General features: G+C 37.1%; 7 protein-coding genes. 4 read left to right on the top strand and 3 right to left on the bottom strand.

Going from position 1 to position 6,510, the window contains the following annotated elements; all coding sequences use genetic code 11:
• Window positions 1-430: 430 nt before the first annotated feature.
• Window positions 431-625 (top strand): (2Fe-2S)-binding protein, encoded by a 195-nt coding sequence (locus ACT3RM_RS16465; RefSeq protein WP_441836338.1) that lies wholly within the window; start codon window positions 431-433, stop codon window positions 623-625.
• 246 nt (window positions 626-871) lie between these two features.
• Window positions 872-2,275: a phospholipase D family protein gene (locus ACT3RM_RS16470; protein WP_441836337.1), complete on the top strand. Its 1,404-nt coding sequence runs from the start codon at window positions 872-874 to the stop codon at window positions 2,273-2,275.
• Window positions 2,276-2,333: 58 nt separating this feature from the next.
• Here the strand turns inward: ACT3RM_RS16470 and bfr (ACT3RM_RS16475) are convergent, their stop codons facing one another.
• Together bfr (ACT3RM_RS16475) and bfr (ACT3RM_RS16480) are read right to left on the bottom strand one after the other, a co-directional pair.
• Complete coding sequence (gene bfr / locus ACT3RM_RS16475; protein ID WP_441836336.1) at window positions 2,334-2,798, bottom strand: bacterioferritin; 465 nt, start codon at window positions 2,796-2,798, stop codon at window positions 2,334-2,336.
• A 9-nt stretch (window positions 2,799-2,807) separates the two neighbouring features.
• A complete protein-coding gene (bfr, locus tag ACT3RM_RS16480; RefSeq protein ID WP_441836335.1) occupies window positions 2,808-3,281 on the bottom strand; it encodes a bacterioferritin in 474 nt (157 codons plus the stop codon).
• A gap of 983 nt (window positions 3,282-4,264) precedes the next feature.
• On the opposite strand from bfr (ACT3RM_RS16480), the gene ACT3RM_RS16485 reads away from it, so the two are divergent.
• A complete protein-coding gene (locus ACT3RM_RS16485; protein WP_441836334.1) occupies window positions 4,265-4,792 on the top strand; it encodes a hypothetical protein in 528 nt (175 codons plus the stop codon).
• A gap of 26 nt (window positions 4,793-4,818) precedes the next feature.
• Here the strand turns inward: ACT3RM_RS16485 and ACT3RM_RS16490 are convergent, their stop codons facing one another.
• Window positions 4,819-5,886, bottom strand: coding sequence for a PepSY-associated TM helix domain-containing protein (locus ACT3RM_RS16490; protein WP_441836333.1), 1,068 nt, complete (start codon window positions 5,884-5,886; stop codon window positions 4,819-4,821).
• 253 nt (window positions 5,887-6,139) lie between these two features.
• On the opposite strand from ACT3RM_RS16490, the gene ACT3RM_RS16495 reads away from it, so the two are divergent.
• The coding region (locus tag ACT3RM_RS16495; RefSeq protein WP_444511424.1) for a hypothetical protein at window positions 6,140-6,510 on the top strand (371 nt) is incomplete at its 3' end.

Genomic DNA, 6,510 nt, shown 5'->3' on the forward strand with positions numbered 1-6,510 from the left:
TTTTAGTCCGCTTAGTGCGGCGTCATCACCGTCCGCTTAGTGCGGCGTCATCACCGTCCGCTCATGGCACAAACCGGAAGATTAAAATACTTCCAATAATATCAAACGTAGGACATTAATATTTTTCTGCCCTTGAAAGTTAATTTATCAACTCACCTGTAATTTACCTAAAGCCAACCTTACTTAAATTTAAGAACTCAATGAGATTAATAAATCTCGACTTGTATGGCATAGTTTAGGGTCTTAATAAGATAATTGAATCTCGATTTGTATGGCACAGTTTAAAGCCTTAATAAGATCAATAAATCTCATTTTAAGTGGCGCTCACCAAGAACAAAGAATAAGAAAAAAACCTGCAAATAACTATTGATAACTATTTTCGTTTAGATTAGTATGTAGTTATTAATCTAATTGAGAGTGGTTTGTATTCATGTATGTCTGTTTATGTCATAGTGTGACAGATAAAAAAATTGAACAAACAATCGACGAAGGCGCAACAACAATGCGTGAGCTAAGTAAAGAGCTTAAAGTCGGTAGTCAGTGCGGCAAATGCTGTGGCTGTACTAAAAAGATCCTCAATAGAAAGCTAATCCAAATTGCTGATATCACTGAGCAAGTAGCTTAACACTTGCTCGAAAGCTTATTTTATTTCTTCTTTTTTACCAATCCTACATTCATATATTAATCAGCTAGCGCTATAGTTACGTTCATTTAGTTAATAGAAAGCGCTATTTGTGTGAAGTAATATATGAAATCAATCTGCTTTTTATATCTGCTGGTATATAAACGGGTTGTGTCAGTTTACGACCTCAAGATATACTAGAAAAATTATGCTATTGATCCTGCTACATTGAGATTATTAGGAGATACTGTGGGATATGACCACCCAAAGTTGTCGGGGTTTTATCCACTTGCCGATGGTGTTGATGCCTTTGTTGCGCGTTTAGCGTTAATTGAAGCTGCGCAACATACAATAGATGTACAATATTATTTGTATCATCGTCAACAAACAACTTATTTACTTACTGCTTACCTATTAGCCGCAGCAGAGCGGGGCGTACGAGTACGTTTGTTGCTGGATGATATGTCTCAAGCAGACAGTGAGTTTGATTTAGGTGCACTCGCGTTTCATCCTAACTTTGAGGTGCGGTTGTTTAACCCGTTCCCAAACCGCACGTTTCGGGCTTTAGGCTTGATTACTAATTTTAATCAACTATCACGTCGAATGCACAATAAAAGTCTTATTGTTGATAACCAGACGTTTATTACTGGTGGACGGAACATTGGAAATGCTTACTTTGCGGCAGAAGATCGCTCTGCGTTCATTGATTTAGATGTATTAAGTGTTGGTAATGTGGTGCCTGAAGCGTCTAAAGCATTTGAGCTATATTGGAACCACCAACTAGCTTCCCCTATTGAAGCTTTACGCGGTGATAGCGATCAGCAATCGCTTGATAGTATTTCTAAAAAGTTAAAAGCCTATTTAGTGACTCACGAAGACAGTGATTATGTAAAACAGCTTGAATCGAGCGAATTTACACGCAAGCTTATCGCTGATGAAATTTACTTTGATTGGCAACAAGCAGAATTGTTTTATGATCACCCAGATAAACTCCTTAATCCTGTAGATGAAAAATCTGCAAATATGTCGCCAAGCTTATTTAAAGCGATGGGTGAGCCTGAGGAAAAGGCTGTGATCGTTTCACCTTATTTTATTCCAAAAGATGAAGGTGTTGATCTGCTTGCCAGCTGGATAAAAAAAGGAGTTAATGTAACGGTATTAACTAATTCTCTTGCTGCAACAGATGTAGCGTCTGTCTATGCGGGCTACGGACAATATCGTGCAAGTTTGTTGCGTGCGGGTATAAAGTTATGGGAGCTTAAACCCAGAGAGCAAACCACATTAAAAAATAAAAAAGAAAATAAAAGGCTAACGGGTTCTTCACAGTCAAGTTTACACGCAAAAACAATGGCTATGGATGATAAGCAAATTTTTGTTGGCAGCTTAAATTTAGATCCGCGTTCGTTTAATTTAAATACCGAGATGGGTGTGCTTATTCAAAGTGAAAAGTTAAGCAGTATGTTGAGTCATTGGGCTGCAATGAAAATGCCCGAATACGCTTGGCAACTTGAGCTAAAAGAATCTGAAAGTGACGAGATAATATGGCGAGATATGATCACCGGCGAGGTGTTTACCACCGAGCCTAAAGCATCAAGCTGGCGTCGTTTTCAGGCATGGTTTATGTCATTGTTTCCCATCGAAAATGTGTTATAAATAGAGATAAAAAAGCAGCCTTGGCTGCTTTTTTTATCTTATAAACATTACTTATACACTACATTTGTGATTGTAAGTAGTTTTCAAGTCCTGCATTTTTAATTAGTAACTGCTGAGTTTCGAGCCAATCAATTTGTTCTTCTTGGTCGTTTAAAATGTTACCGAGTGCTTCGCGGCTGATGTAATCTTTTTTGCTCTCAGCTAATTTTACTGCGTCTTTTAAATCGCTTAGTGTGTCTAACTCAAAGCTCATATTAGCGGCAATCATTTCTTCGCTGTTTTCACCAATACGTAAACGACCTAAGTCTTGTAGGTTAGGTAAGCCTTCTAAAAATAAGATACGCTCAATTAAACGATCGGCGTTTTTCATTTTTTGAATAGAGACTTTATAGTCTGCTTTATCAAGTACAGTAAAACCAAAGTCTTTAAACATACGAGCATGCAAAAAATATTGGTTGATACCAACAAGCTCATTGGCTAAAACTTTATTAAGTGCTGTAATGATGTCTTTATCACCTTTCATAATTAGCTCCTATTCGCCCATTTGTGCTTGATGGTAGTTTTGCGTACCTATTTTTTCAATTAAGCCAAGTTGCTGCTCTAACCAATAAACATGATCTTCTTCGGTATCAAATAGTAGCTTTTCAAGAATTTCGCGAGATTGATAATCTTTCTCTTGCTCGCAAATAGAAATAACTTCCTTTACGCACTCGACGACTTCAAGCTCGAGCGTTAAATCATTTTGCATCATGCTTTTTACGTCATGACCAATAATTAAGTCACGACGTTTGGTCATGTTTGGTACACCTTCTAAGAACAAGATACGCTTGATGAGCCAATCAGAGTGATCTTTTTCTTCTTCCATTTCATGGTTTAAGCGAACGTAGAGTTTATCTAATCCCCAATCGTCATACATGCGAGAGTGAATAAAGTATTGATCAATTGCTGCTAATTCATTAGCAAGTAACTTATTGAAACTGTCGATAACTTTCTGATTACCTTTCATAATGGTGCACCTCATAAACCTTAGTTGCGAACAGTGTAGTATAAAAATGCAGGAAATCAAGCGTTTTCCTTTTTAAATCATTGGTTTACTATTGATTTTGATTCTCGTTTAAGTTTGTATTGTTGGTTGCTTTATGAACATGTTGTTATTTGTATTTTTTACATATAAATAAGTGAGTAGAGCCGCAGAAACGTAATCTTAATTAAGTATGTTTTCACTACCCATAAATCCTTGCCAGTTTGCAACCAATTGATATAACGCACTGACGTTAAATATATTTTAGCTATTAACAGCGACCTGAACGGCGGTATATTTTTTGCTATCGTTTGCCCATATTACTGACCTGGCAGTATCCGAAGTAAGGTCCGCATTAAGAGTTACTTTTAAATGCGCTTAATTTGTTTATGGTTAACAGTGGTAATTGAAGTAGGCACTTCATCAATACTTTCAAAGATACGCCTTTTAGAAATAATGACATACTCGATTTTCGATTGGCTAAGATTTTTTTATTGGCTGTATCATCAGTAATGCAGGCGGCGGTTATTGTTGATGAAATTAAGCTCAGTGCTGCTTTAAATATGTGATCCTTGAAGTAACTCGGTTATGTATGGTGATAAGGGTGAACAATAAAGAATGACGAGTTAAACGCTAGGGTGGCGAAACTGGTTTGTGTTTGCATTCGCTGATTGGGCACAATGCAATATTTACTTACATGGCTATATTTTACTCATTAGATTTACTTTGAGTAATTAAGTGCACAGTAAATGAGTTGTTTATTTTATTCTTACTATGAGGTTATAAACTTTTTAAAATCAATGGTTAGATGTTTTTTATTCACGTTTTTAATTACTCATCCTGTTTTATAGGTACGCTAAATATATTGCAACTAGCATGGTATTAATTTTGCATTTAGTAAGTGTAATTAGTTATATAGTGCAAGTAGTTAACTTAAGATGTTACAGACTTTTGAAAAGGAGATGATCATGACATCAGCTATGAGTAGTGAAGACCGTGTCACTAAAATTGCAGGTATATTTAGTAATGAAGAAGCGGCCGAAAATGCATTTGATACGTTAAATCGCGATAGCCAATTTAAGCAAAGCAATTTAAAGCAAGTTCCTCCCCATGACCCACATTTTGATCAGAAAATTGAACCTGAAGATAAAAATATAGGTAAAACCTTGCTTAAAACGCATCTTATATTTGCTGTTGGCGGGGTTGTTGTTGGTATATTAATTAGCAGTTTATTGTTGTTTTTAGAGCTTAGTTTTATGCAGGTGTATGTATTTGAAACCTATATTGCAATTAGCGTGATTTGTTTATTTATAGCCATGCTAGCGGCGGGGTTCACGTCCATCAGGCCCGATCACGATCCCTTAATTAATGATGTTAGAAAAGCAACTAGAGCTGGTAAGTGGGTACTAATCGTGCACACCGACGATAGTGACAAAGCTAGCAAAGCAAAAGAGTTAATGCAGCCTTTTGCAGCGTCTACAACTAGCACTTTTTAACAACGCTTAACTCTATAAGCATTGTATTACCGATAATGTCTTTTATACCAAAAGTAAAAGCCACTTAGGGTAAAAAACACAGGCGTGAGCGCTATAAACAACCAGAGTATTTGCACCAGTGAGCCTGCAAAGTCTCCAATGTGGAGTTTATATTTAAAATCCCATGCTTTGCTTGTGAAATTAGCTTTAGATGCATCATAGCTTTGCAGCACGTCACCTGTGTATGGGTTTACCCATACCCAGCTATAAGCGTGGCTCTCACCTGGGTTTTTAATTCTCAGTGCGATTGGTTCAGTGGTTTTTTTGGCAAAATAAATACGATACAGTTCGCCATCAGGGAAAAAGGCAAGCGCATTGTTTAGTGCCAAAGTTAGCTGTTGTTGTGGGGCGCTGGGGAGTTCAACCACAGGTGCGCTGGGGCGGTTAGTAACTTTATCTTGGGTTACAAACTCAAGTACTGCCTTGGTTTCATCTTTCCAATGAAAGGCTATACCGGTAAAAGCAATGAGTATTAGCGGAATAAACAAGTACATACCAATAACTGTATGCAGTTGATACAGCAAAATACGTAATTTTGCTTTTGGCTTTATAACTAATCGTTTAAGTCTGTTTTTGGGCTTTATCCATAAATATACGCCTACAAGCAGGGTAATGATAAAAATAAGCGCACACGTTGATACCCAGTTTCGTAATGACTTTTCACCTTGTTCGTTTTCATAAAGCAGCCAGCGGTGTAGCGCCATTGTGAAACCGTAAACTGTCGAATAAAAATCATACTGGTGTAAAATATCACCCGTATAAGGATTTACACTCGCATACTGTGTGCTCGCTAGTTGTAACTGCCAAGCCAAATCACGTCGTTGTTCTGGCATGAGTCGTGTCACTTTTTCACCCGTTGTGGTTGCGACTGTGTTAACTAGTTTTTCGTAGCTAAGTGGCTGTTGTTGAGGCTCTACGAGCCATTGCTGGGGTTGGATAATGTATTGAATATCTTTAGCATAAATAAGTAACGCACCCGTTAAACTCAGACACACTATAAATAGCCCGCTTACTAATGCTAATACTAAATGGATCCGACGTAACCACAGCTTCAACAACACACGCACCTATAAATGGCTAATAGCAATAAAGATGTAATGTTACATGAGAACGCGAGCTGTTTGCAATTAAAATGCGATTAAATACAATAATTGTTTGCCTATAGGATTGGGTGGCGTTTTTAGCGTGCTAATTTTGGCAGCAAGACGCTAAACTAGTTAATAAACTCATAGGGCATAAACTTGCGTCTTGTGGTTTTTAATGCATTAATATAAGTAACCTATTTATTATAGTTATTTGATACTACTCATGGAAAACTCTGCTAGGCCAGGACTTTTTAATAGTGTCGGTCAATCAATTCGTAGTAAGTTAATCATCGCTTTTATTCTTATTGCGCTTGGACCTTTATGTCTTTTGTCTTGGTTCAGTTTTCAGTATGTTAATCGAAGCTTAGAGCAAAGTGCGCATGTTGAACTGCAAGAGTTAAGCAGCATTGCAAAGCAATTTGCTGACATCTGGTTTGATGATCATATTAAAGATCTAGCGCTGCTAAATGAGCAACTCAGTCACAGTATGTTAAACAGACAATTACTTACCGAGCACTTTGTTGCCAGCTATGAATTTGTTAAGCAAGTACATATTATCTCAGATCCACTTAATAAACCCATTCCATATAGTAA

The sequence above is a fragment of the Pseudoalteromonas sp. AOP7-A1-14 genome (assembly GCF_052376275.1).
Classification (GTDB): domain Bacteria; phylum Pseudomonadota; class Gammaproteobacteria; order Enterobacterales; family Alteromonadaceae; genus Pseudoalteromonas.